The following is a 22,664-nucleotide window of genomic DNA, read 5'->3' as shown; positions in this document are numbered from 1 at the left end:
ACCGATGCGTTTTGAGACGAAGGCGATCCACTGCGGCCGAGGGGTCGACGCGTCCACGGGGGCCGTATCCATGCCGCTGCACACCAGCACGACGTTCGAACGCGGTGTCAACGGGTCATTTCCGTCCGGCTTCGAATACACAAGGGATGGAAATCCTACACGCAATGCGTTCGAGGCGGCCATGGCGACGCTTGAGGGAGGGGAAGACGGCATCGCCTTCGCTTCGGGCATGGCCGCAATCGCTGCAGTATTCGAGAGCCATCCGTCGGCGGGTCGGATCGTTCTGCCGGATGACATGTATTTCGGCATTCGTTCGCTGATCGAAGAGACCGACATTGGGTCTCGCTTCGACTTTGCCCCAGTCGACATGCGCGATTTGGACGCTTTGCGCGCCGCGGTGACATCGAAGCGGACTGGCCTCGTCTGGATCGAGACGCCGTCAAACCCGATGATCCGCGTTGTCGACATTGCGGCCATCTGCGCAATCGCGCACGAGGCAAACGCCTTGGCGGTGGTGGACAATACGTGGGCCACCCCAGTGCTTCAACTGCCACTCGAAATCGGGGCAGACGCGGTGATGCACTCGGCGACAAAGTACATTGGCGGCCACTCGGATTTGATGGCCGGTGTCGTCATTGTCCCAAACGCGTCACCCCTCGGTCGCCCATTGCGGATGGTCCAGAAACACAAGGGCAGCGTCGCAGCGCCCTTCGACTGTTGGCTGGCGTTGCGGGGTCTGCAGACATTGCCGGTCCGCATGCGCGCCCATTGCGAAGGCGCCCAGAAAGTGGCCGAGGCCCTGGCGTCTCATCCCCGCGTCGAAAAAGTGCTCTTTCCTGGTCTGCAAACTGATCCGGGACACGATCTTGCTACGCGGCAAATGAGCCATTACGGAGCGATGCTATCTTTTATCGTCGAGGGCGGAGCCGATGCTGCAATGGCCGTGGCCGGCCGCCTGAAGATTGTTGTCCGGGCGACAAGCCTTGGCGGGACGCATTCTCTGATTGAGCATCGCGCATCCGTTGAAGGTGCGAAGTCCAAAGCGCCAGGTGGATTGCTGCGAATTTCTGTAGGGCTTGAACATCCTCAGGACATTATCGATGACCTGATGCAGGCCCTAGGCGAAACCTGCAAAGCGGGAGTCCAATGACGGGTGCAAGACTCTGGCGCCGCTTTATGTGGCGGCTGGCGCAGCCGACGATCGGCAGAACAATGTTCCTGCTGAGTAGAACGCACGTCCTCTGGTGAACCGCTATCGCCGTGTCGCATCGTCTCGGGCGCGTGGTCGCATGGGTGATGAACGTCTTCGGGTTTCTGGACGATGGCCACGCGCTCGACCGGAAGCGGAAATACCCAGATTTGCCGTTGACCTACTGCTGCTCGACCTCGTCGGAGATCGCGTTCAACAGATGGGATGGATGTGCTGGCACTACGGCAGTTTGACAAGCCGGCCATCGGGGCGCTAGCACCGTCCAAAGCCAAGAGTCGCAGGGCAGAACTGACCGCACCAAGCGGGCTGCGGGACCCATCAGCTAACGGCCAGGTTGGTACCTCAACGCGCATCAGCACCGTGGATGCCACATTGTCCTTGTTGCGAGCGCGATCTCGGAACTTCGTTGTGACGCAGTCAGTGCACAGAGCCGCACCGCTGCAAGCAAATGAGCGGAAGAACGACACCCAGTGGAGGCGAGAAGTGATGCGGCGTCAAGATCCTCCGCGCTTTGCGGCAAACACACTGATCCCTCTTCACAACCCGGTCTTTCGTTCTATCTGGACAGCCACGCAGATATCCAGCCTTGGCTGGCTGGTGCAGAGCGTGGCTATAAGCTGGCTCATGGCCACGATTTCAGCCTCCGATCTGATGGTTGCGCTCGTACAGGCTGCATCGACACTGCCCGCGTTCTTCCTGTCGATCCTTGCTGGAGCCATTGCAGACAGCTTCAGCCGCCGTGGCGTGATGCTTGCCGGACACTGCCTGATCGCACTGGCATCCACGGCGCTGGCACTCTCTGTGGGACTGGGCTTTGCTAGTCCATGGCTGATCCTGGGACTGAGTTTCTTGGCCGGATGCGGCTTTGCCTTGAACGATCCAGCCTGGCACGCCTCGGTCGGCGATATCCTGGAAAAGCGCGACATACCCGCTGCAGTGACGCTGATGTCGGTGGGGTACAACGTGGTTCGGAGCATAGGACCGGCGCTGGGCGGTGTAATCTTAGCTTTGCTGGGCCCCCTTACGGCTTTCGCCCTCGCTGCGCTAAGTGACCTGGTCCCGTTGAGCGCTGTTTTGCGCTCACAGTGGCAAGTTCGCTCTTCGCCTCTTCCGCGCGAGCGGATGACTACGGCCATTCATGATGGCATGCGATTCACGGCGATATCCTCAGAGATCAGAGTGGCGATCGTGCGTGCAACCCTGTTCGGGCTATCAAGCATCTCGATCCTTGCTTTGCTCCCCCTCCTGGTTCGCGACCAACTGGCGGGAGGGCCAATTGTGTACGGCGTGCTATTGGCCGGCTTCGGCACAGGCGCCTTCATCGCCGGCATTGGCAGCAGCTACTTGAGACGCATCACGTCCCAGAACCGATTGATCACGCTCGCATCCGTTGCTTGCGCAACGTGCTGCCTTTTGATGGCCCTCACATCGTCGGTGGCTGTGGCGGCGATCGCGCTTGCAATCGGTGGCGCTGGCTGGGTTGTCACCTGGACCGGAACCGACGTGTGTGTGCAGTTGGCAAGCCCAAGGTGGGTCGTTGGTCGCACCCTGTCCATTTATTACGCCCTGACCTACGGCGGCATGGCAGCGGGTAGCTGGATCTGGGGTGCTGTCGCGCAGTACTATTCGCTGACGTGGGCTTTGGAAGGTGCTGCAGCGGCACTGTTGCTGGGCGCGGCTGTGGGAAAGCTATTGCCGGTGCGGCTATGGGAGGAATCGGATCAAGCGGCCGTCGACTTCAGGCCACCAGAACTGGCCCTCCCTTTGAAGCCCAGGAGCGGTCCGATCGTGATCAAGGTGGAGTACTCGATACTCGAGGAGAGTATCGATGAATTTCTGAGCTGCATGCGCGAAAGGCGGCGCGTTCAGAGCCGCGCCGGTGCGCGGGACTGGACCCTCCAGCGAGACCTTCAGAAGTCGACGCTTTGGACCGAGACATTCCGCACGCCGACATGGACGGACTATCTTCGTCTAAACCATCGACTAACGGTGAATGACAGGGACATAGGCGAGCGCCTTGCCGCTCTGCACATGGGTGATTCTCCGCCTCGCATCTCACTTTCAATCGAGCGGTCGACAAGCCCCGCCCCCGGCAGCCAAGTCCAGCCTGTGCCTTTTGTATCGCGCCCGTGAGAAAACCAAGACTTGTCTGGGCTTGCAAACGGAACGAGCTACTCCTTAATTTGCCTGCCCGGATTGCAAATCGTTCCGGCCGGTTAGGCGAACATGAGGATTCGCGTGGCAATTATGTCCATCACGGGTCCCATGTTCAGCCCGAGACCCCCCTCTCTGCCGCCAGATCGGCTTGAGCACGGATTCAGGTCGCCTGTCCTTTGCATAGCGGCGGGCAACGAATAGCGAGGGGGCGGAGGGTATCCCCGTCTGTGAAGCGGGCAGAGGAGGATCCGCAAGGCGGGTTGCTGGGGAGACGGGCCGCGCGCCTCTTTCCGCCTAGTTTTCTCCGTTACAAAGTCCCCCGGGACGGACTGCCAGTTCACGCCAGGGCCAACAGCATGCTCGCACGGGCGACCGCCGCGTCTGCCGGTCCTGCGAGTAGAATAAGATCGGGAAGTGCGGCTTCATCCTCGATGCCAGAACTCGCGTCGCCGTACCGCGGCCGCCAGAGCCCCTTGCGCTGTCACGAGTCAGCCCACCTTTCTAGCTGGCAGCGCATCGGGAGCCGATCCGCAGCACCTGTCGGCGCGCCTTCCGTGTCAACGCAGAACATGGTGCATATTCCCAGCGCTTTTTGACAGAGCGAACTACAAAATGCAGAACACTGACTCTCCGCCAAATGAATGCTGCGAGCAAGCAGCAGGCGGAGGAACTCCGTCTGGGCTGAGTATGTGTTTCAACGCAGACAAATAAATTATAGCCAGTTCACGAAACGCCGGGCCCGCTCCTCTGGCGTCCGATCATCCAGGAAATCCCCTCGGCGCGCACCACGCCAGACACCTCCTTGCCGATATGATGCTCAAGCACCGGCCGCCAAGGCACCAGCGTGAACTCGCGCGATTTCTCGATGACACCGTATTTTCCGCCGGCGAGCTCGACGCAGCAGCGCAGCGTTCCGTCTATTCGATTGCCATGCTGCGCTTCAGAATACGAGAGCCCGAGTTCGTCCGAGAGCTGACTGGCAACACGGTTCAGCTCTCGTTGGCGCAGCATTGAAAGCATGTTGGCGCGATAGATGACCCGATCCTGCGCATCATGGGCAAGACCTTGCGCGATCAGCCACTGCTGTCGGCGGGCCTGGATCTGACGTACTTCGCGACCGAAGCCAGAGTCGCGCAAGGACTCAGGGTGGGCTGATACCAGCTCCTGGTCGATCCAGGTGGCGCCGTCGAAGCCTACTTGGCTCTCCAGCGGCATTGATGAGAGCTTGTCGACGACAACAGGCTGGGCCCTCGCTCGCTGACGCTCGTAATCCGCAACGCGGTTGAGATGGTCGGGCGCGACTGTCCATGTGCCGTCCGGCTCGCGCTCGACGCCACCGGTCGCACGGCGGATCGCCTCCAGTCGCCGCACGTGCGTTTCGGCAAAGCGTTCGGTGGCCGAGGGGTCATGCTTGAGATGGATATCGATGCTGTAGCGCCCGTCGTTGACCGTGGCGATGCCGGCAATTGTGCGGTCGACTTTTCTTGGCCCGGTGTCCCTCGGCCTGACCCGCACTATGCAGCCCTCTGGTGTCGGTTGGGTGGCCTCGCCTTTGCCGATATCAAAATAGTGGCTTTTGCCGTCCACGCCGTCGACGACGAGGTAATGGCGGTCAGTGATTTCGTCGGCCAGCCCGCGCCCGACGACACGTCCGACCACGGTTTGAGCCGACCCGTCGGATCGATCGTGGATAAGATGGTCGGCGGCACTGCGGACGAGCCCCTTGCCGGTCAGCTCGCGATGGATGGTCTTGACGATATCGCCGCGCGCGCCGATGCGGCGTAGCGTGGCTTCGAGCTCATCCTCCAGGCGCCAGCGACCGGCAGGCATCTCCCCGGCGAGGCCCATCCGCTCGAGCTTGCGCAGGCGGCCCTGGTGCAGCGTCTGGCGAAAGGTGTGTCGGCTGGCCAGTGAGACACACCCCTCATCGTCGCGCATGCGCATCAGCTGCCGGTCGATGCTGGTGAAGCGTTCCTGATCCATCTCCTGGCGCAAGCGCTGCTCGATCTCGCGGTCGGTGCGCGGGCCAAGGTCGAGGCTAACCAGTTCGGCTGCGCGCTCGCGCAAGCCAGAGGAGATGTAGTCACGCGCTATGACAAGGTTTTCGCCGTGATCATCCCTGCCGCGCACGATGATGTGGGTGTGGGGATGGCCGGTGTTGAAATGGTCGACGGCCACCCAGTCTAGCGTGGTGCCGAGGTCTTCTTCCATTTGCGCCATGAGGCGCCGGGTGAGCGGCTTCAGGTCATCATACTCGATACCGTCTTCAGGGGCGACGATGAAGCGGAACTGATGACGGTCACCGTTCGCGCGATCGAGAAAGGCCCTGCCGTCCGCGCGGTCATTGTCGGCAGCGTAGAGCTCGCCACGCTCGCCTTCCCGGGTGACGCCGTCGCGCTGGAGGTAGCGGAGGTGCGCACGAGCCCCGTCGGCTCCCTTGCCGGCCAGCTTGACGATGCGTGCCTTGACGACTGCGCGCCGCTGCCGAAACGCCGCGTCGCGGTCGCGCGCTCTAAGAACGGCGGCAGCGGCCCCGCCGCGCCCCACCCGGCTTCCGATGAAGCGGCTGCCGCGTCCGCTCCTGCCGCCTGCTCGGTTGATCGCGGCCTGCACCTGGCCAGCGTAGCGTTTGCCCGCCTTCGAGCCGCGCGAGCCAATTTTGCCGAGCTTCGGCGTGAATTCGTCATCCTGCAAGCGGCCTCCGATGAACCAGCAGCAAAATCAGAAGCTTGCCCGCCAGACCCTCCTGGACCCGGAGGCAACCTCCTGGAAAAACGATGTGCAGACAAACACTTCGCCGCCTCCAGGAGGCGCTGCCTTTATCTTGCCTTCCGCGGACCTGCCTCCCTGCCCCCGCCCGAACCACGGTAGCCGCTGCCCTCACCTGCGATCCGGCCGGCCTGATCTTGCTCGCTCCGATCCGAGCGGCACCAGGAGTTGGCCATTCGGGCCGGTCACGGAAACACCGTTTCGGAGAAAAAACAGCGACTGCCCGGACGGGATTCCCGGCGCGCTTTTGGAACGGGATTTGCCGGTGAGCGCGTCCATATCGCCGGCCGAAATGCCCGCCGCCTTGATCTCTTCCAGATACGAAACCGTCTCGCTAGGCAGCGGTCGCCCGCGCTGCAAATGCTGTTCGTAGCGCTCCGGCCCAGCGTTATAGGCTGCAAACAGGCCTGGAAATCCGAAGCGGTCATACATGGCGCGCAGATAGGCAGTGCCTGCCAGAATGTTGTCGCGAGGGTCGTGCGGGGCGGCTCCCAGGCCAAGCTCTGCGCGCAACTCCTCGTAGGTGCCTGGCATCACCTGCATGAGGCCAATGGCGCCGGCGCTCGACGTGACCGGCCGCCCATTGAGCTTCGTCTGCCCCCGGCTTTCGGCATCCATGACGGCATAAATCCAGGTTTGTGGAATGCTGAAACGCCGGCTTGCTTCGGCTACGAAGGGCTGCCATCTTGCAAGCTGCGGACTATGGGAGATGACGACCGGCTTCGTGTTGGTCGCGGCGGAACAGGAGCATGGTGCGAGACACGCCATGCTCAGCATAAGGAGGGTCACTCGGTCCATAGCGGCACGAGCCTCCCGATGATGTTTTCGGTCGGCACCGGCCCGAAATAGCGGCTGTCGAACGAGCGATCTTTATCGCTGCCGAGCAGGAAAACCTCGTCGGCGGCGAGTTTTCGGCATGCATTCCACCAAGGCAGCGGACGGTGCTGCGTGTCGGTTGCAAGCCGGCGCGCGGCTATCTCGCCGCCGATGATGATGGCGTCGCCGAAGGTGCAGACATGCTCGCCGGGCAGCGCCGCAAGGCGCTTGATCAGCGGCACGTTGCTGGGCAGATAGAAGCGTTCGGCGGCGAGATCGGCGACCGGTCTTGGTGGGCGGACGAGTACGAGATCACCACGAGCGGGCGATCTGGATGCGACGCGATAGAGGCCGACCGGCGCACTCGCCGAGGCGTTCCAGACCAGCCAGGGCGATGGTTTGCCGAAGGCGGCGAAGCCGATCAGGCCAAGGCCGATTGTGGCAACGACGATCGTCTTGCGGGCTCGAATGCGCCGCAGATGGCGGCCGATCAGACGGATGGTGGGACGCCGGCTCATGAGCGGCCTCCCTCACCGGCCGAGCCGGATTCGTGCGCGCCATCCTCGGGCGCGGTCTCCGGCGCGTGCCCCTTCGACCAGTCGTCGAGTTCGTCGATGTGATAGCGGACATAACGGCCGTGCTTGCGGAATTGTGGGCCACCGCCTTTGAGGCGCATCTTCTCCAGCGTGCGCTGGGACAGCCCGATATAGAAGGCCGCCTGCGCGGTGTTGAGAAACGGACTGCCCTTCTTGGCACGGGCTGCGCGTTCGTTTTCGTCGTCCATGATGATCCTCGGTTCGTTACGGGCAAGCGAGGCGAGGATCGGCGAGCGAGATCGTTTTGGGGACGGGCGAAGAGTGGGGGGCGAGTTTTCGCCGCCCCCTTCGGCGGCCTCACGGGTCCTGAGAGAGGACCCCGCGCCGGTGGCGGCGCGGGGCTTTCCGGATCGGCCGGTTAGTCGACCGGGTTCCAGATGATGGCGTAAGTGTCGTCGTCATCCTGGCCGGCGGCGCGGCCGAGATTGGCGTAGAGCTTGCGGGGGCCAAACTCGGGGCGGCAATCGACAGGCTCACATAGTCCTTGCCGGAGGTCTCGCCGGTGCGGATCCAGCCCGCACCCACTTCGACCCCTTGCGTCAGCACCCGGAAGTCGGGATGGGTGTCGGCGCTCTTTGCCTGATTGGGCACGATATCGATGTCGGCGCGGACGCTGAGCGTCTTGAGCTGGCCTTTGTAGCCGCCGTTTTCCTGTTTGGTGACGTATCCGATCGCGGTCATTTCCAGTCTCCTCTTGGTGCTCGCAAGGGACCATTCCCCTGCGATGGCGGACCGTGATGGGCGCGTCCGGACCGCCGGAACCGGGACGGCCGCAGCGATAGCGGAGGACCCGCGCGGGCAGCTTTTTTGAAGCGAAGCGGCGCGAGGAAGCCGCCGCAGGCGGCGGGGAAAAAAGCTGCCGGCGAGGGTTTCGGGCGGGCCTGATCCGCCCATAGGTCGACAAGCCAGCCGCAGGGAATGGTCCCCGAGACACAATGGAGACAGGTGGCGCGATCGGTGACACAAGAAGCCGGCCGCAATGCAGAGCGCCGGCTGCGCGGGCTCTGTCGGCAACCGGATCGGACAATTGGCCCCATGGGCCTTTGGCGCCTCAGCAAGCAACCCGGCGAGGTGCGGGGCTGCCGAAATGGGGCGAACTGGCGTCGGAATTTCTCGCGCGCGGCACTGGCTCGACAAGACGCCCAATCGGCAGCCGGCGTGGCCCGTAGCGGCGCGCGCGACCTGAGCGGCGGTAATCGAGAGAACCGCCGCTCGGGCCCTGATCGACTATTCGCGCACGAACAGCGGCTGCACTTGTGTCCACTGATCGGGGTGCGGAGCCGCTGCGGCTGGTGTAGCTTTCGGCCGGGAATTTCATCCAGCGCGGCAGCCAGGTCTCGACCCAGGGGCGGCCATTCTCGCCCGCCAGGAAGTCGCGGATGATGTTCTTTTGCGTCTTGACCTTCTCGGCGACATTGCCGTCCGCGACCAGCTTGCCGCCGACGTCGGCCAGCATCGAATTGGCGATTTCCTTGTCGCGCAAGAGGTCGAAGAAGGCATCGTCCGGTTGCCACCATATGCCCATGTCGACGTTCAGGTGGTTGCCGAGCGCCTCGACGACGGCGCTGCCGGCTGCAAGCGTCTCGGCCACGACAAGGGTGAGAACGCGCATGACATCGTCGTCGCAGAGCGCCAAGAGGCGCGCGAACACGCCGGCGATAGCAACGGCGTCGCCATTGCCGCCGGCGACCAAGCTATCCTCATCCGGTGATCCGAGCAGGGCCAATACCTCGCGCCGCTTTTTGCCGAATGCGGCTTCAGCCTTGCAGCCGGCAAGGCTGGCAGTCACCGTCTCGTTGGCTGCGCGCTGCGGCTCAGGCCGCACCTGCCACAGGCCCGAACCGGTGATGGCGTGCGCCACCACGAGGCGCAGCGCCACGGCGGGATGGTCGAGCATGGCCGCGCGCACGGCGGCATGGCGATGCAGATCGATATAGTTGTGCATCGGGCCGGTGACTTCGGGGCGCGGCAGCTTGGCGGCTGTTTCTTCTTGCTCGCCGCCCTCGCGGGCGCGGCGGGCTTCCTTGCGTGACAGCCAGCCCTCGTGACACTCGACCTCGCCGCGATGCGAGACAGTGATGACGATCTTGCCGCCCTTCTTCTTCGGGGTCTTCTCGTGGTCCCATGCGTGGAAATACTGGCTCGGTTCCAGCGCACAACCTCGCTCCAGCCCTCGTTGAGATAGGTGTCGCGTTTGGTGGCAATCGCTTCGTTCTGCTTTTGCCAGAACAGGTCGGCATCGGCGAAATAGCTGTCCTCGCCGAACAGGTCCGAGGTGATCAGGCCGGGATACTCCTCGATGGCAAACAGTGCCACCTTGGTGGAAATCGACTGGCCGCCGAACAGCCATTGCTTCAATTGATAGCCACGCGGCGCGTATTGATCGGGATCGGCACAGAGTGCCAGCCAGTCCTTCTGCTGCGCCTTGGAAGACATGGTGAGATGGCGCACCGGCTCGGTGTCGATCTCCTCGCGCCGATAGGCTTCGCGGATTTTGGGCAAGAGGTCGCCAAGCGCCAGAATGCGTTTGACCTTGAGATCAGTGATGCCGAAGGTCACAGCGATGTCGAGAACGGTGCGGCCTTGCCTGACAAGCCGCGAAACGTCTCCCATTGCCATACTTCGTCAGGATCGAGGCGGGCGAGGTTTTCGATCAGGAAGCTTCGAGCGCATCGGCGTCGTCACCGTCCTCCATGATGGCGCAGGGCAAGGGATCGCCTTCACCGCGCTCGTCGGCAAGCGATTTCGCGGCGAAATAGCGCCGCCTGCCGGGTTGTCCCCGCCGCGGAGGCCGAAGGCCGACGCGGCGGGACGGTTTTTGCGCCTATCGGCGCTGCTGTTCCGCCGTGTCGGGCGGAAGCTCGGAATGGGGCTTTGATAGGGCGTCTGCTGCCTGCCGCAGCAGTCGCTCGGCCTCGGTGACGTGGCCGCAAAATGCGGGCGGCTTCGGCATGGACGGAGATCGGAAAGCGCGCCTGGAAATGCAGGTCGCGCTCTATGCCGAGGCCAAGCGGCCCTTTTACGGATGCAAGCTCGGCCAGACTGACGCTGCCAAGTTCGGGGAAGCCGAGCCGAGATCGCAAAGACCGAACAGCGTGTCGCCATCGGCGTCGAGTTCGCTCAGAAGCGAGGTCGCGGCACCTGTCGGATCAAACAGTTTCACAACGGGAAAATGGTCGATGTCGGCGCCGGCGGCGCCATGGGCGAGCAGTCGTGCGCGCAGTGGATTGGTGATCAGGATCATGGAAAGACTCCTTGTCAGAACGGGTCGCGTTGACTTCTTGCGTCCGGCGGGAGAAAGGTTCACCGGACCTTCCTCTGATCCGCCTCCCCATTAGAGACCGACCTCGAGCAGCTTTGCGCCGCGCGCGGACACATCGGCGCGTCCATCAGGAGGGTTTGCCCGCGTGGTGATCGGCTGGACGCCGGGAATGAGCGTCTGCTCCTTTGCGGCGTCGGCTCGGTCGCGGTCAGTTGAGGATCGCGCATCGTCATGCCGCAATCCCTTCTTGCGCCTCGCCTTCCGCATCGGCCGGAAGGCCAAACAGGAAATCAGCGGCCTTCGAAGCTAGGCTGGCGGCACGGAATATAGCGCGGTTGTCCTCGCGCAGCACCTTCAGCCATGAGCCGATGTAATCGGCGTGACGCACGGTCGGCTCGATGCCGAGATTGCTGCAGACGAAGGCGGCAGTGATTTCGGCGACCAATTCTTCACGCGCGTAGGCCTTGGAGCCGAACGAGCCGGAGAGGTCGCGAGCAAGCCGCGTCGGGTGGCCGGTCCAGTGGCCTAGCTCGTGAAAGCAGGTCCGGTAATAGTCGATCTGCTGATGGAACGCTGGCTGCGGCGGCACCTGAATGTGGTCGCTGCCCGGCATGTAGAAAGCGCGATCGCCGCCGACCCTGAAATCCGCACCGCTGGCGAGAATGAGCGTCTCGGCCTGCGGCACGATCTCGCACTGTGGCAGCGGCTCGGCAGGGGCATGGAGGTGTTCCGGAAGATTGTCGCATTGCGCGACATTGAAGACGGTAAAGCGCTTCAGAAAAGGCACGGCCTGTGGTGCATCGCCCTCGTGGCGTGCGCGCTCCTTCTCGTTCTTTGGGACAAAGCGGTCGGCATGCACGATAGTCGTGCCGCGCTCGCCCTTCCTGACATTGCCGCCCAGGACAAGCGCCTGCCGGAAGGTCAGCCAATTCTGGCTGGGATAGCTGCGCTCGATGACGGCGCCCCACAGGATGAGGATATTGATGCCGGAATAGGTGCGCCCCGTGGACGCATTCCTCGGCAGGCCGAGGCCTGCTTTTGCGCTGCCCCATGGCTTGACCCATGGCACGGTGCCGCGCTCCAGCTCGGCAATGATGCGGTCGGTGATCTCCTGATAGAGGCTTGCGCCTGGGCGCCTGCCCTTGCCTGCGCCAGCCTCTCCGCTGGTGGTACGCTTGCTGTTTGCACGCATGTGTTATCCTCCGCTCGCCAATCGCCGCGCCTTTCCCCGGAAGCGGGGTGGGCGGCGAGTCGCGACCGGAAAGGCCCGCCGTGGTAGGCGGACCGCATCCGAAGGACCGGAACGAAGAGGAGGACCCTGAGCGGCACGCGAAGGGTTGCGGGCTGCCGCGGCGGGTCTAGAAGGGAGTGCCGCCCGCCCCGCGCCACCGGGAAAGGCCAACAGACAAACCGCGCCGCCCGCAAGGGCGGCGGCCGTCACAGCCCGAAGGGCTGCCCACGCCAAGGGGCGAAGCCGAATGGCCGAGACCGCCTGAGCTTGCCGAAGAAAAGCGGGCTCGGTTCACGAGCACCTGGTGCGCGTCGTCAGGCGCGCGGGCGCCCGCCAAGTTTTTTCGCACATGGTCAGGCGCCGCAGTTACGTCGAGAACCAAAAGGCATCGGCGCCGTGCACGCGGCTTCCTCCGAAAACCAGCGCTCGCCTTTCAACAAAATTGAGGCGTTGTCCCACTCAATATTCCTGTCCGTGATCATGATAGATGCGGCGCGCCCGCTAGGACCGGAGGCTGGAGAGAATCTCGCACGGATCAGCGTCAAGGGCCGCAGTTATGTCGAGAAACTCGATGACATCGAGACGCCGCTCTGCGCCCTCGTACTTGGCCACGAAGGATTGGGGACGACCAAGCTTGTCAGCCAGCTGCTTCTGGGTCAGGCCTTTGGCCTTGCGCAGCAAAACCAGCCGGGCCAGGAACCGCTGGTGGCGGGGCGATCGAAGGGATTTGGGCATGGAGGCGAACCGGTCGGGTAAAGACCGGATCAGCGACTAATCCCGGTTTCGGATTATCCCATTTTGGGATATACTGCCTGCGCTCACAGGCGAGGTTCGCAGGCATGAATGGACCAATGGGAACAGATGAGACTCGAAGCTCAAGTTTGAGTGATGAAGTCCCCTGGTCGGAGAACCTCACGAGCTACGACAGGGAGCATTTCACGATCTACCTGCGGATCCTGGATGCCTGCGCCGAGAATGCCAGCGAAAAGGAGATGGCCGAGCGCATCCTCGGCATCGACCCGTCCATTGACCCGGTCCGCGCCCGCAAAGCTCTTCGCAGCCATATCGACCGTGCGAACTGGATGGTGACGACCGGCTACAAGGAACTGTTCGCCGGCTGATGCACAGCGCCCAATGCCACGTGTTTCGAGTAGGCAAGTCTCTGTAGCCAAATTCGGCAGCGCACGGCCGCGACAGCGGGCGCTGCGGGAGCGGTCACAACTGGTTAGCGTACTGTTTGACTGCCATTTCCAGTGCTTGCATCAAAGGCACAGCCTTGGAGAAGAGGAAGCCTTGAGCGGTTCGGCAACCAAGCTTGTGCAGGGTTTGCCGATCCGCCTCTGTTTCGACGCCCTCGGCCATGACCTCGATCCCGAGCATGTCACCGAGTTCGATGACGGATTTGACGAGCAGTCGGTCCTCTCGGGACTTGGCCAAGCCGCGAATGAAGCCTTGGTCTATTTTCACCTTGCGTATCCGACGGTCCTTGAGAGATGCCAAGGTAGAAAAGCCGGTGCCGAAGTCGTCGAGCGCGATGGAAATACCGGCATGCGAAAGCCGTCCGAGCTTTTCATCCACTCTGTCCGGATCCACCGGCGATTCTTCGGTAATCTCGATTTCGAACATCGTCGCAGGCAGGCCTCTTGCGGCCAGACCATCCAGAACCATGTCGTCGATATCGCCGGCTTCCAGTTCGCGCGGGGAAACATTCATCGCCACACGAATGTTACGACAGTCAGCTTTCACCAAGCCGTCGATAAAAGCACAACAGTCGGCGAATACGGTTTGCGTCAGCAGCTGAAGCATTCCGGTTTCGCGTGCGGCTGTGATGATTTCGGGTGGAGAGATGGCACCATGTGTCGGATGGGACCATCTCAGCAAGGCTTCAAAACCGACCACGGCCTCGGTGTCGAGTTTCACGATCGGCTGGAACCAAGGTTGCAATCTTCCCGTCTTTATCGCCGAATGAAGGTCCCGTTCGATGGACTGGCGGCGTTGGAGTTCCCGGTCGAGTTCGGCATCGAACAGGCAAAATTCGTTCCTGCCATGGCGCTTGGCCGTATAAAGGGCGATATCGGCCCGCAACAGCATTTCAGTCAGGCTCGACGTCTGCGCCAAGTATATCCCTATCGATGCCCCGACGCGCACGGACGCGACCCCGATATAGGGGCGAGCAATTTTGGCTATGATATTGGAGGCGAGATCACTGGCAGAAAGCGAAGCTCTCGTTGAGGGAAAAACCAGCACGAATTCATCGCCGCCGATACGAGCTAGCGTTGAGCCTTCCGGTGCTTCCTGCTCTATGCGGCGGGCGATCATGACAAGCAGTTCATCACCGGTCCTGTGACCGTAGGTGTCGTTGACAGATTTAAAGCCGTCCAGATCAATCAGCATTGCCACGAAGGGGCCATCCGCGGTCTTGAACCGACCGATGGCGTGTTCAAGGCCCCGCCTGTTGAGAAGGGCGGTCAAATGGTCCTCCCTGGAGTTGCGCTCCATTTCCGACGCAAGTCGCTCTGCCTCATGTCTCAGGCGGCTTGCTTCGCGGAAGCGCGCCTGCCCAACAAACGAAGCTCGGACCAAGCCGCCCATGAAGAGCAGAACGGTGAAAGCCAGAATGTAGCGTTCAAAATTGCCTTTCGCCAAAAGGCACGCCACCGTGATGAGGAGTGGAGGTGTGATGAAGCTGGTCGCCGCCGCGGCATACGAACTGCCATATGTAACCGCACCAGCTGAAATGCCCGCCAGTATGACCAGATGCATCGGTGCTTGAGGTGTTGTGTATCCAACAGTCAGCACGGCCGGGAAGGACCAGGCAAACCCTGCCAGAAGGGCAAGGACGCCAAACATGCGAAGGCGCGGCAAAACGCCAAGCGAATCCTGATGGCGCCCCGTTTCCTTCTGAAAACGGGCGAGTGCAAGCCGGGCGGCATTTAGCGCATTGACGACCAGGAACCAGCTTGCAGCGGCAAAGCCGCCGCCAGAAAGGGCCTGCACCCCGCAAATCAGGCCGGACAGGATCGCGCTTATCGGCATCGACACGAAGAGCCCGGCCCTCAGGTCAGCAAGCTGATCCTGACGGATTTTGGCCTCCAGCGATTCTTCTTTCTTTAGGGGTGCCATGAATGGACCAGCTTGCTTCCGTCATTGTTCGCGAGGACCAAACCTATGCAAGCCCACTGAAGGACGGGTTAACTACCCAGCGAGGGTAACCGGTGCGCTCACCATGCTTCGGGTCACACCTTTGGCTTAGCATTGCCGAATCATCAAGGTTTCGCCCGCGCGCGTGCCTTGATCCGAATCATGCCATGATCGGCAACGTCACCAGGAAGCAGCCTTGCCCGCGACGCTGCGAGCCAGCAAGACAAAGAAGCCGCGCCGAGACAGCGCTCCAGAGCGGTAGCGCTCTGTGCGATTCACCGCCTGAGCATGGCCGAAATGCCATGGCGGACAAAGGGAAGATGTTGGGCAAAGCGGAGCCCAGCATGTCTTGCAAGCCGTGCCGCCGGGTGCTCGCTTGAGTAAAGACCGACAAGCATGTTGGTGGCATGATAGAGCGGCGCCGCCGACAGCCGCAGCCGGCTTTCATATCTGCCGAGCATGTCGGGATCGGCAATGTCGCGGCGTGCGCGACATGCTGTCAGTATTTTATGAGCGAGTTGCTCCTGGCCGCTGAGGCCGATGTTGAAGCCATGCGCGGTCACCGGGTGCATGCCGATGGCAGCGTCTCCTATAAGTGCCGCACTCGGTGCCGAGAACTTGTGCGCCCAGGTCGTGACCAGCGGATAGGCATGGCGGGTGCTTGCCAGGGTCAACTGCCCGAGGCGTCCTCGACACCGGTTCATCAATTCCATGAGGAACAATTCGTCATCGAGAACAGACAGTCTATCGGCCTCGATTGAGCGCAAAGTCAGAAGCAGCGACGACACGCCTTCCATGAGCGGCAACATCGCTATGGTCTGATGGTGGTCGAACCATTCGACCGCGATCTGGCGATGGAAGCGCTCGTGCCTCACTCGGCAAATCAGCATGGAGTGGCCAAGCGGATGGATGTTGGCGCCAATGCCGAGCAGGTCGCGCATCGCGGACAAACGCGAATCCGCTGCTACGAGCAGCCGAGCGGCCAATTGCCTGCCATCAGAAAGCGTTATGACCGCCTCGTCGTCGCTGGTTGTTGCATTCACGACCGAGTTGCCGCACAGCAGCCGGGCATGATCCTGGAAGTAGACAATTTTGAACAGGGCATCGCGGATCCGACAATTTGGGACCAGAAATCCGAGTGGTTCCCCAGATCCGCTGCGAGTATCGAAGCACAGGGCGAAAGGGCTCGATCCGTTGAGCACGCGCGCGCCATGAAGCGGTGATTTGTCAGATGCGGGCATGGCGTCCCAGGCGCCGAGCTCGCGAAGGATTCTCACCGAAGCGTGCGTCAGCGCGATCTCGCGACCGTCGAAAGCCGGATTCGCCAGGCTGTCGAGCGACTGCCGTTCAACCACTGCCACCTTGAGTCGGCTCAGGGCGAGCGATGCTGCGAAGGCAAGTCCGACCGGCCCAGCTCCGACGACAATGATGTCGAATGTGTCGACAGAGCCGGCCATCAGCGTGCCGCCATAGCGGCTATCTGCGATACGAAGCGCTCTTGAAGCATCGCAATCACCCACGGTTTGCCGCTCATCTCCCCATCGTCGATAGACATGCGTTCTCCGTTGGAAGCCTGGTCAATGAAACCACGCCGACGAAGAGATAACGCTGATCTGGATCAACCAGGCTCGATAACCCGGCAACGGCGGGTTCACGGTCGAGTGGTCGATTGCCGTGAAAACGTTTGCATGTCTAGGCATTCTGAATGGTCGGCTTCCCAATCGCGTGCCCCTACTGGCCAAAGGTTCGGCAACGTATTGTGGCTGATCCGTTCTTCGCACGCGCGCCGATATCATCATGACGAGGCAATCCAGCAAAGACTCGGTCGACTGACGACCAGCATCCGCACAGTCGTTGGGCGCCGCCAACCGGTTCAGCCTCGCGGCTCTTCCCGATCGATAAGGATGCGCTGGGCGGAGCCGTCGAGATCTTCGTATTGGCCGCTCTTCAGATCCACAGGAAGCGCCGGTCCAAGCCCACCAAAACAGGCAGCGGCCATCGCATTCCGTCAGGACGGGCATCTTGCTGCCGACAGCGTACTCTCCGCCCATGACGGGCGCTAGACGCCGAAGGAACTCGCCGACGGCCTCATGTCCAAGTGATGTGGGAAGGGAGCAGAACCAAAGGGACTCTGCTCCGCGTCCCCGCCTTTTCCGCAGCTATGAAACCTTCACCGAACGGATCCGTACTGAGGAGGAGGCCGTCCTTGACTTGCCCGACGCCGGCAACCTTCTCAGCCGCAACGATCGCTGCCTTCCGCTGACGCTCGTCGACAATCGCCCCCTTCAGTTCGACAAGGCCGTCGCTGACCCTCACATCGATCAAGTCACCACCGCTCCAGGTTTGTGACTGCAGTTCGGCAAGGATAGCCTTGCGGATCAGGTCGTCATCGGGTGGCGTGGTTCCCTGTTTCGGCATGGCGCGGATCAGGACAAGCAGCAAATCAGTTCGCGTGATGATGCCGATGACCCTGTCCCGATCGACAATCGGAAGATTGTTGATGCGATGTTGCATCATCAGGTCGACAATATCTGCAATCGAGGCGCCAGGAGGCGCCGAGATGACGGGTGTGGTCATCACCTGATGGATGATCCGTCCGTTCGAGCGCGCATAGTCATTGGCGACTGTGCCCGGGCCAAGATCAAACTCCAGCCAGCGCGGACGCACACGCTGGGTCCCAAGTTCTTCTCGGCGCAAGAAGTCGCTTTTGCTTACAATACCAATCAGGGTGCCGTCGCTGTCTGCTACCGGCAGGCAGCTGACCTTGTTTGAAAGCATGAGCTCGACCGCTTGCGCGATCGTCGCGTTCGCATCCGTCGTGATGACTGGCTTTGTCATTATGGATTCGGCTTGCATCCTCACCCTCCTGATCTTTCGTCGGACGACGATAGGACATCCCGACCCGCGGCGCGTTGATCTGAGTCACTTGGAACGAGGAGGATTCTCCGCGCAGTCGTCGCGGTCGATTAGAATGCGCTCCGCAGCGCCATCGAGATCATCGTACTGGCCGCTTCTCAACGCCCACAGGAAGCCGGACAGGCCGAGTGCGCCAAGGAACAACGCCACCGGAATGAGATAGGCGAGCGTCGTCATGAGGATCGGGCCAAGGTGCCGGCCCGCGCGGGCCTGTCCTGCCGCGCAGTTTCGGACGACGCACCCGTTGCGAAGCCTTGCAGACGCATTGCGTTTCCAATCACAAGCAATGACGAGGCAGACATCGCGACCGCCGCGATCAGAGGCGTAACATGACCCAGAATGGCGATCGGCACGGCCACAGCATTGTAAACGATAGCAATTGTTATGTTCTGTCGGATCAGGCTTCCCGCCTTGCGCGACACGTCCAGCGCCAGCGGGATCGCCAAGAGGCTTTCGCGCAGAAAAACGAAGTCGGCTGCATTGCGGCCAATGTCGGCCGCCGTGGCGGGTGCGATCGAGACATGCGCGGCGCTCAGCGCCGGTGCGTCGTTGAGCCCGTCGCCAACCATCAGAACCTTGTGCCCGTCTCTCGCCAGACTCTCGATGCGTTCAACCTTGCCGGACGGGAGCAGGCAGGGAACGAAGTCATCGACACCGAGCACGTCCGCAATCTCGGCGCAGGCTTTCGCGGTATCGCCCGACAGCATTTCCACGCACATACCAGCGTTGCGCAGTTGATCGATCGCTGCCCTGGTGTCGAGGCGTAGCGCATCTTCGAAAACGAAGGATGCGACAATCATGCGGTTTTTCGTCAGCACTGTTCCGCCGTAGCCATGTTTGCCTTCGCCGCCGGTTCGCGCCTTCCAACCAGCCCATCCGCGTCGACCCAGCCGCCAGGTGATACCGGCGGCGGTGGCTGCGATCCCGAAACCCGGGTGCTCGGTCACCGCGTCGAATTTGTGCTGGCTGCTGCTGACGGCAAAGCCGGCAATGGCCTTTGAATATGGATGACGCGAATGCGCGGCCAGGTCGGCAGCGATTGCCAGCATGGCGGGATCGATCGACGACGTGTTGACGAGCCTGGGCTGGCCAAGCGTGAGCGTGCCGGTCTTGTCGAACACGGCTGTATCGATCGCTGCCAGGCGCTCCATGGCCGAGCCGTCCTTGACCATGATGCCATTCTCAAACAGGCGCCGCGCGGCGACCACCTGAACGATTGGGACGGCGAGGCCAAGCGCGCAGGGGCATGTGATGATGAGAACAGCGATGGCAATCGTCATCGCCCGATGCCAGTCGCCGGTCGCCGCCATCCAGCCCGTGAATGTTACCAATGCGGTGAGATGAACCACGGGCGCGTAGAGTGCCGACACGCGGTCGGCGATACGGCGATACCGGGCGCGACCACCTTCGGCGGCCTCCATCAGCCGAACCATTTCCGCCAAGAACGAATCCTTCGCGGCGGCTGTGGCCTCTACCGTCAGCGGACCGGTAAGGTTGAGGACGCCGGCCTGCACGGTGTCTTCCGGCGCCACGCTACTGGGCGTGCTCTCGCCGGAGACCAGGGAGCAGTCGACGTCCGATGTCCCGCGCACAATTTTGCCATCGACAGGGATTCTTTCGCCGGCGGCGATCAGCAACAGCATGCCCGGTTCGATCTCGCCCACCGGCAGATAGTCCCGAGCGCCATCGCCGCGCAGCACCATGGCACCGCGTGCGGCCAATTGTGACAGGCTCTTCACAGCGGTGCGGGCGCGTTCCCGCATCCCGTGATCGAGCGTGCGACCGATCAGGAGAAAGAACAGCAGGGATACCGATGCGTCGAAATAGGCGTGGTCGCCATGGGTGATCGTCTCATAGAGGCTCATGGCGTAGGCCAGCGACACGCCGACGGCTATCGGCACGTCCATGTTCATGTGGCCGTGGCGCAGCGCATTCCACGCCGACTTGAAGAAGATCCCGCCGGCGAAGGCCAGCGCAGGAATGGCGATCAGAGCCGAGACCCAGTGGAACAGGTCGCGGGTGGCGCCCTCGGCGCCGGACCAGACCGACACCGAGAGCAGCATGATGTTGCCCGCAGCAAAGCCGGCAACAGCGACGGCGCGGATAAGCTCCGAAAGCATCTTGTCCTTTGCATCAATCTCGGCTTCGAACAAATGCGCCTGATAGCCGAGCCGGCCGAGCACAGCGACCAAAGGTGGAGCCTCGTCGCCGCGCCAGCGGACTGAGACCCGCTTGGTTGACAGGTTCACGCGAGCTGCCTCGACGTGACCGAGTTTTCCCAAGGCCGTCTCGATCGTCTGGATGCAGGCGCCGCAATGAACGGTCGGCACCGAAAGGTCGGTCTGATGAAGGTCGTCGCCAAGCGATCGGCTGGCCAGCCTGACCTCCTGGCTGGACGGCAGAACTGAAGTGGCGCTGACAAGATCCAGCGCGACTTCCGCGCCCGGTGCACAGCAGCTCATTTTAGCGCTCCATTGGAAATCATGACCCTGCGCACGTCGCGATAAGGTCTTGCCAGGCCGGCATCGGCGTCTATTTCGATGATCCAGACACCATCCCTTGGCACGTGTTGTGCTGCAAACTCCTGGCCAGAGACCAGGGCGAGCGTTACGGACTCATCCTCTTTCTCGTAAGCCGGATGGCGAAACAGCACCTTCACGCCATGCAGGGAAACCGGTTTGCCCGCGGCGTCGATGATGCAATAGCGGACTTCGCCCCATGCGATGGTCAACTGGCCGGTCCAGCCAAGCGCTGCCTGCGCACGGCCTTCCTCGGCCTTCTTGTTGAATTGTTGGCTCGCCACATAGGTATTTTCGACGACAAGGCCGGTCCAGCTTGTGTTGGCAAGCGTCGCCATCGTCAGATTGACCGCGATGACCACGCCGAAAAAGGCAAGGATGGTGGCCAACATGTGCCTGCCGGTGAATTCGCGGGGTCTTCGCGTGGTGGCGGTCATCTGGCGATCTCCGGCGCATTGAAGGTGGCGGTGTATTCGTTGGACTCGAAGCTGACCTTGTCTTCGACGCGGAATGTGAAGGTCTGCGCCTGGCGATTAATCTGATCGGCGGGCAGGCGCACGAAAACCTTCAGCATCTTCAGCCGGTCGGGTTCGACCTGGACCGCAAAGGAGCGATCGGCGGGGAGGTCGACGCCAACGATGCTCATCTCTGCGCCTGGCAAACCCCCGAGGGTGACGATAATCGTTCTCGGTTCGGGGATCATGTTCAGCAGCTTGACGGTATAGCCATTGCGGATCGAGCCGTCGGAGAGCGTCACGAATTGCGGGTTGCGGTCGTGCAGGACATTGATCTCGAGCCGGTCGCGCGTCAGCAGCGAAAAGAGCAGGCCCAGCCCGATCAGCGACCACATGGCCATGTAGACATAGGTTCGTGGCCGAAAGATCTTGCGGATGTTGAAATGCGCCACCCTGTCCGAAAACAGGCCGTCATCCGTCCTGACCAGTGATGGATTGACCGAGCTGGCGCTGCCTGCGGTGGCCAGCATCATGTTGGCATTGTAGTCGGAGAGCGTCGCGTAAGAGATCAGTCCTCGCGCTTTGCCGAGCTTGTCCATGACGCCGTCACAGGCATCGATGCAGAGCGCGCAGGTGATGCATTCGAGTTGCTGACCGTCGCGTATGTCGATCCCCATCGGACAGACGGCGACACAGGCATTGCAGTCGACGCAATCGCCGACGGGATGCCCTGCGGCAAGAACCTTCTTGGCGTGACGCGTGCGCGGTTCGCCGCGCCAGTCATTGTAGGTGACGGTGAGCGAGCTCTCGTCGAGCATGGCTGCCTGGATGCGCGGCCATGGGCACATATAGGTGCAGACCTGTTCGCGCATCAGCCCGCCAAACGTGTAGGTCGTCGCCGTCAGGACCGCGACGGTGATGTAGGCGACAGGCGCTGCCGTGCCGGTGAAGAGTTCGCCGAGCAGCGTCGGCGCATCGGCGAAATAGAAGATCCATGCGCCACCAGTCGCTGCGGCTATGACCAGCCAGATGACGTGTTTCGATGCCCGCAGCACAAGCTTACGAGTGGTCCAAGGACCGGCATCGAGCTTGATGCGTGCGTTGCGGTCGCCCTCGATCGCGCGCTCGACGACCAGGAACAGATCGACCCATACGGTCTGTGGGCATGTGTAGCCACACCAGGCACGGCCAACAGTCGATGTGATCAGGAAAAGACCGACGCCGGCCATGACCAGAAGGCCGGCGACATAGTAGAATTCCTGGGGCCATATCTCGATGAAGAAGAAATAGAAGCGCCGGTTGGCGACATCGAGCAGCACCGCCTGGTCGGGGGCAAACGGACCGCGGTCCCAGCGCAGCCACGGCGTGAGATAGTAGATGCCGAGCGTGATCGCCATCACGATCCATTTGAATCGGCGAAAGCTGCCAGAGGCCCGCTTCGGGAAGATCTTCCTGCGCGCGGCATACATTGGCTGGCGCACCTTGGCGGAGTTGAACGTCGTGGGTTCGATCCGTTCTATTTGCGTGTTATCGAGCACGAGAAGCTCCAGTCACCAGCGACGATTTCGCCGGAAGCCGACTCATCGGTTCTG

The 22,664-nt window shown here is 62.0% G+C and carries 18 protein-coding genes and 2 pseudogenes; 3 read left to right on the top strand and 17 right to left on the bottom strand.

Annotated elements, in window-relative coordinates; all coding sequences use genetic code 11:
• Positions 1 to 4: 4 nt before the first annotated feature.
• Together NLY37_RS29520 and NLY37_RS29515 are read left to right on the top strand one after the other, a co-directional pair.
• A complete protein-coding gene (locus NLY37_RS29520; protein ID WP_023740430.1) occupies positions 5 to 1,150 on the top strand; it encodes a trans-sulfuration enzyme family protein in 1,146 nt (381 codons plus the stop codon).
• A gap of 546 nt (positions 1,151 to 1,696) precedes the next feature.
• Positions 1,697 to 3,343, top strand: a complete 1,647-nt coding sequence (locus NLY37_RS29515) for an MFS transporter (protein ID WP_023689403.1) — start codon at positions 1,697 to 1,699, stop codon at positions 3,341 to 3,343.
• A gap of 747 nt (positions 3,344 to 4,090) precedes the next feature.
• Here NLY37_RS29515 and rlxS read toward each other — a convergent pair.
• The 9 genes and pseudogenes from rlxS to NLY37_RS29470 all read right to left on the bottom strand — a co-directional run bounded on the left by rlxS (position 4,091) and on the right by NLY37_RS29470 (position 12,776).
• The gene (rlxS, locus tag NLY37_RS29510) at positions 4,091 to 6,061 is read right to left on the bottom strand and encodes a relaxase/mobilization nuclease RlxS (RefSeq protein WP_023689404.1); all 1,971 of its coding nucleotides are present in this window, start codon (positions 6,059 to 6,061) and stop codon (positions 4,091 to 4,093) included.
• Positions 6,062 to 6,247: 186 nt separating this feature from the next.
• Positions 6,248 to 6,904 (bottom strand): lytic transglycosylase domain-containing protein, encoded by a 657-nt coding sequence (locus NLY37_RS29505; RefSeq protein WP_502882118.1) that lies wholly within the window; start codon positions 6,902 to 6,904, stop codon positions 6,248 to 6,250.
• A gap of 17 nt (positions 6,905 to 6,921) precedes the next feature.
• Entirely contained in the window at positions 6,922 to 7,470 is a 549-nt protein-coding gene (gene lepB / locus NLY37_RS29500) for a signal peptidase I (RefSeq protein WP_023740429.1), read from the bottom strand.
• Entirely contained in the window at positions 7,467 to 7,736 is a 270-nt protein-coding gene (locus NLY37_RS29495; RefSeq protein ID WP_023740428.1) for a helix-turn-helix transcriptional regulator, read from the bottom strand. Before NLY37_RS29495 ends, lepB begins: the two co-directional genes overlap by 4 nt.
• Positions 7,737 to 7,906: 170 nt before the next feature.
• A pseudogene (locus NLY37_RS29490) lies at positions 7,907 to 8,229 on the bottom strand (DUF736 domain-containing protein).
• Between the two features lie 370 nt (positions 8,230 to 8,599).
• Positions 8,600 to 9,493, bottom strand: a complete 894-nt coding sequence (locus NLY37_RS29485) for a hypothetical protein (RefSeq protein WP_023740427.1) — start codon at positions 9,491 to 9,493, stop codon at positions 8,600 to 8,602.
• Positions 9,494 to 10,372: 879 nt separating this feature from the next.
• Positions 10,373 to 10,792 (bottom strand): annotated as a pseudogene (locus tag NLY37_RS29480) (DUF2958 domain-containing protein).
• Between the two features lie 247 nt (positions 10,793 to 11,039).
• Positions 11,040 to 12,002 carry an ArdC family protein gene (locus NLY37_RS29475; RefSeq protein ID WP_023689409.1) on the bottom strand — a complete coding sequence of 321 codons (963 nt, stop codon included), beginning with the start codon at positions 12,000 to 12,002 and terminating at the stop codon, positions 11,040 to 11,042.
• A gap of 540 nt (positions 12,003 to 12,542) precedes the next feature.
• The gene (locus tag NLY37_RS29470; protein ID WP_023708050.1) at positions 12,543 to 12,776 is read right to left on the bottom strand and encodes a helix-turn-helix domain-containing protein; all 234 of its coding nucleotides are present in this window, start codon (positions 12,774 to 12,776) and stop codon (positions 12,543 to 12,545) included.
• A 104-nt stretch (positions 12,777 to 12,880) separates the two neighbouring features.
• Between NLY37_RS29470 and NLY37_RS29465 the strand changes: the two genes are divergently transcribed.
• Complete coding sequence (locus tag NLY37_RS29465) at positions 12,881 to 13,162, top strand: DNA -binding domain-containing protein (protein ID WP_081731646.1); 282 nt, start codon at positions 12,881 to 12,883, stop codon at positions 13,160 to 13,162.
• 94 nt (positions 13,163 to 13,256) lie between these two features.
• Here NLY37_RS29465 and NLY37_RS29460 read toward each other — a convergent pair whose 3' ends face one another.
• The 8 genes from NLY37_RS29460 to ccoG form a co-directional block, all read right to left on the bottom strand.
• The gene (locus NLY37_RS29460) at positions 13,257 to 15,164 is read right to left on the bottom strand and encodes a putative bifunctional diguanylate cyclase/phosphodiesterase (RefSeq protein ID WP_023689412.1); all 1,908 of its coding nucleotides are present in this window, start codon (positions 15,162 to 15,164) and stop codon (positions 13,257 to 13,259) included.
• 293 nt (positions 15,165 to 15,457) lie between these two features.
• Positions 15,458 to 16,639 (bottom strand): 5-demethoxyubiquinol-8 5-hydroxylase UbiM, encoded by a 1,182-nt coding sequence (gene ubiM, locus NLY37_RS29455; protein WP_023689413.1) that lies wholly within the window; start codon positions 16,637 to 16,639, stop codon positions 15,458 to 15,460.
• Between the two features lie 416 nt (positions 16,640 to 17,055).
• Positions 17,056 to 17,181 (bottom strand): cbb3-type cytochrome oxidase assembly protein CcoS, encoded by a 126-nt coding sequence (ccoS, locus tag NLY37_RS30885; RefSeq protein ID WP_023829628.1) that lies wholly within the window; start codon positions 17,179 to 17,181, stop codon positions 17,056 to 17,058.
• 89 nt (positions 17,182 to 17,270) lie between these two features.
• Entirely contained in the window at positions 17,271 to 18,038 is a 768-nt protein-coding gene (locus NLY37_RS29450; protein WP_023740425.1) for a CBS domain-containing protein, read from the bottom strand.
• A gap of 66 nt (positions 18,039 to 18,104) precedes the next feature.
• Complete coding sequence (ccoS, locus tag NLY37_RS29445; protein ID WP_023689417.1) at positions 18,105 to 18,275, bottom strand: cbb3-type cytochrome oxidase assembly protein CcoS; 171 nt, start codon at positions 18,273 to 18,275, stop codon at positions 18,105 to 18,107.
• On the bottom strand, positions 18,272 to 20,560 hold the full coding sequence (locus tag NLY37_RS29440; protein ID WP_023740424.1) for a heavy metal translocating P-type ATPase: 2,289 nt from the start codon (positions 20,558 to 20,560) through the stop codon (positions 18,272 to 18,274). The genes ccoS (NLY37_RS29445) and NLY37_RS29440 overlap by 4 nt, the downstream gene beginning before the upstream one ends.
• On the bottom strand, positions 20,557 to 21,054 hold the full coding sequence (locus NLY37_RS29435; RefSeq protein WP_023740423.1) for a FixH family protein: 498 nt from the start codon (positions 21,052 to 21,054) through the stop codon (positions 20,557 to 20,559). Before NLY37_RS29435 ends, NLY37_RS29440 begins: the two co-directional genes overlap by 4 nt.
• Positions 21,051 to 22,610, bottom strand: coding sequence for a cytochrome c oxidase accessory protein CcoG (gene ccoG / locus NLY37_RS29430; RefSeq protein WP_023740422.1), 1,560 nt, complete (start codon positions 22,608 to 22,610; stop codon positions 21,051 to 21,053). The genes NLY37_RS29435 and ccoG overlap by 4 nt, the downstream gene beginning before the upstream one ends.
• Between the last annotated feature and the right edge of the window lie 54 nt (positions 22,611 to 22,664).

This window comes from Mesorhizobium sp. C395A (assembly GCF_030323205.1).
Lineage (GTDB): Bacteria > Pseudomonadota > Alphaproteobacteria > Rhizobiales > Rhizobiaceae > Mesorhizobium.
Note: the sequence above shows the minus strand (reverse complement) of the source record. Positions and strands in the feature narration are given on the sequence as shown.

Bases quoted from the DNA above. Each gene is read 5' to 3' on its own strand.
- lepB (WP_023740429.1), bottom strand. From the start codon at position 7,470: ATGAGCCGGCGTCCCACCATCCGTCTGATCGGCCGCCATCTGCGGCGC.
- NLY37_RS29440 (WP_023740424.1), bottom strand. From the start codon at position 20,560: ATGAGCTGCTGTGCACCGGGCGCGGAAGTCGCGCTGGATCTTGTCAGC.
- NLY37_RS29505 (WP_502882118.1), bottom strand. From the start codon at position 6,904: ATGGCGTGTCTCGCACCATGCTCCTGTTCCGCCGCGACCAACACGAAG.
- NLY37_RS29475 (WP_023689409.1), bottom strand. From the start codon at position 12,002: ATGCGTGCAAACAGCAAGCGTACCACCAGCGGAGAGGCTGGCGCAGGC.
- NLY37_RS29515 (WP_023689403.1), top strand. From the start codon at position 1,697: ATGCGGCGTCAAGATCCTCCGCGCTTTGCGGCAAACACACTGATCCCT.
- NLY37_RS29520 (WP_023740430.1), top strand. From the start codon at position 5: ATGCGTTTTGAGACGAAGGCGATCCACTGCGGCCGAGGGGTCGACGCG.
- NLY37_RS29460 (WP_023689412.1), bottom strand. From the start codon at position 15,164: ATGGCACCCCTAAAGAAAGAAGAATCGCTGGAGGCCAAAATCCGTCAG.
- NLY37_RS29435 (WP_023740423.1), bottom strand. From the start codon at position 21,054: ATGACCGCCACCACGCGAAGACCCCGCGAATTCACCGGCAGGCACATG.
- NLY37_RS29470 (WP_023708050.1), bottom strand. From the start codon at position 12,776: ATGCCCAAATCCCTTCGATCGCCCCGCCACCAGCGGTTCCTGGCCCGG.
- ccoS (WP_023689417.1), bottom strand. From the start codon at position 18,275: ATGACGACGCTCGCCTATCTCATTCCGGTGGCGTTGTTCCTTGGCGCA.
- ubiM (WP_023689413.1), bottom strand. From the start codon at position 16,639: ATGGCCGGCTCTGTCGACACATTCGACATCATTGTCGTCGGAGCTGGG.
- NLY37_RS29495 (WP_023740428.1), bottom strand. From the start codon at position 7,736: ATGGACGACGAAAACGAACGCGCAGCCCGTGCCAAGAAGGGCAGTCCG.
- NLY37_RS29450 (WP_023740425.1), bottom strand. From the start codon at position 18,038: ATGCAAGCCGAATCCATAATGACAAAGCCAGTCATCACGACGGATGCG.
- ccoS (WP_023829628.1), bottom strand. From the start codon at position 17,181: ATGGCCGCTGCCTGTTTTGGTGGGCTTGGACCGGCGCTTCCTGTGGAT.
- NLY37_RS29485 (WP_023740427.1), bottom strand. From the start codon at position 9,493: ATGCACAACTATATCGATCTGCATCGCCATGCCGCCGTGCGCGCGGCC.
- NLY37_RS29465 (WP_081731646.1), top strand. From the start codon at position 12,881: ATGAATGGACCAATGGGAACAGATGAGACTCGAAGCTCAAGTTTGAGT.